Origin of the sequence: Psychrobacter piechaudii (assembly GCF_900162825.1) — a bacterium.
GTDB classification, from domain to species: domain Bacteria; phylum Pseudomonadota; class Gammaproteobacteria; order Pseudomonadales; family Moraxellaceae; genus Psychrobacter; species Psychrobacter piechaudii.
Map to the genome: position 1 here is coordinate 1 of NZ_FUGE01000063.1, position 1448 is coordinate 1448.

4 protein-coding genes are annotated in these 1448 nt (G+C 36.1%); all 4 read left to right on the forward strand.

Annotation, left to right across the window (positions count from 1 at the left end; translation table 11 throughout):
• Positions 1-239, forward strand: a 239-nt coding sequence (locus tag A1019T_RS02310) for a transposase (protein WP_143514066.1), incomplete at its 5' end; no start/stop codon positions are given.
• A complete protein-coding gene (locus A1019T_RS02315) occupies positions 236-580 on the forward strand; it encodes a (deoxy)nucleoside triphosphate pyrophosphohydrolase (protein ID WP_077450244.1) in 345 nt (114 codons plus the stop codon). The genes A1019T_RS02310 and A1019T_RS02315, both read left to right, overlap by 4 nt.
• Entirely contained in the window at positions 577-825 is a 249-nt protein-coding gene (locus A1019T_RS02320; RefSeq protein ID WP_077450245.1) for a hypothetical protein, read from the forward strand. Before A1019T_RS02315 ends, A1019T_RS02320 begins: the two co-directional genes overlap by 4 nt.
• Before the next feature lie 12 nt (positions 826-837).
• Entirely contained in the window at positions 838-1428 is a 591-nt protein-coding gene (locus tag A1019T_RS02325; RefSeq protein WP_167366830.1) for a DUF3427 domain-containing protein, read from the forward strand.
• Positions 1429-1448: the final 20 nt, after the last annotated feature.

The following is a 1448-nucleotide window of genomic DNA, read 5'->3' on the forward strand; positions in this document are numbered from 1 at the left end:
AAATCAGAGATAAAGCGATAGAACATGGCATGAAAGCGGTTATTCCTAGAAGAAAAAATACGAAACAACCTAACCCAGAGTTTGACAGTTACCTTTATAAATTACGCCATCTAGTTGAAAATATGTTCGCTCGATTAAAGCATTTTCGCAGTATAGCAACAGGCTATGAAAAGCTAGCACGCAATTTTAAATCTATGCTTTACCTAGCTTGTACTATTATTCACTGTAAGTTAAATTGAGGACACGCCCTAATAAATTTGACTATATTTCAAAAAAGTTTGAATTTCCTGGTGGGAAAATTGAATCTGGTGAGTCACCTGCCGAGACGGTAGTACGAGAAATCCATGAAGAATTAAAAATGAACATTGAAGTTGAAAAAGAGTTTCTAGTCGTTAATCATCAGTATCCAGATTTTGGAATTGAGATGCACTCATTCATCTGTTCTACGCCAACCAGAGAACTCGAGCTGTCAGAACACATATCTTTCAAATGGCTGGATGCTAATGAGCTTGAAGCACTAGATTGGGCAGCGGCTGACATTCTTATTGTTGATAAACTGATTAAGGAAATAGAACAATGACGGAGATTTCCCATCTAGATCTAAGTTTAAAAAAGAGTTTTATCGATAAACAATACAATGGCAATAAAAATTACCAAGCTGCTTTACTCACTAATGATAAAAAAGAAGGCAAAAAATTTCTTTCTACGCTCTTAAAAGAGTTGGACCAGTGTAATGAGTTTTTTATTTCTGTTGCCTTTGTGACTAATAGCGGTGTAGCAACCATTATTAACAGTCTACAACAGCTGGAGAAAAAGAAGGTCTAAGGCAAAGTTTTGGTGTCTCAGTATCTTAACTTTACAGAGCCTGATGCGCTAAGAAAGCTATCTAAATTTCAAAATATTGTTTTAAAAATCGCCACTAATGACTTTCACTCCAAAGGCTATTTATTTAAACATGGTCTTACCAACAACATTATTATTGGTAGCAGTAACCTTACGGCAAATGCGCTGGGCTCTAATAAAGAGTGGAACTTAAAGGTTTCAACCACTGATGATGGTCAGTTGTATGATCAGGTTATTAACGAGTTTGATAAAGAGCTTGCTAGTGCAAAAGATGTCACAGCTGATTTTATTAATCCTTCAGAGTTTGCGTGGGAGTCCAGGTCAAATAGAAAGCTTAGCAGTGCTGAGATAAAAAATGTTATTGAGTCTAAGAGAATTCTTTTATTTGTAAAAAAAGAAGATGGAGAAGGGACTGACTTCTATTATTTAGGTGATGTTTCAATAGCAGCTGATTCAATTAAGCAAGATGTGACAAATAAAGGTCAGCCTATCTTTCATTTCAGGTTTTTATCACCAGTCGCCGTAAAACCACCCACTTCAGGGGGTGGATATAAGGCGACACACACTGTCGTAAGAAGTCGTTAAAGGGTTGTAAGTCAAAATTA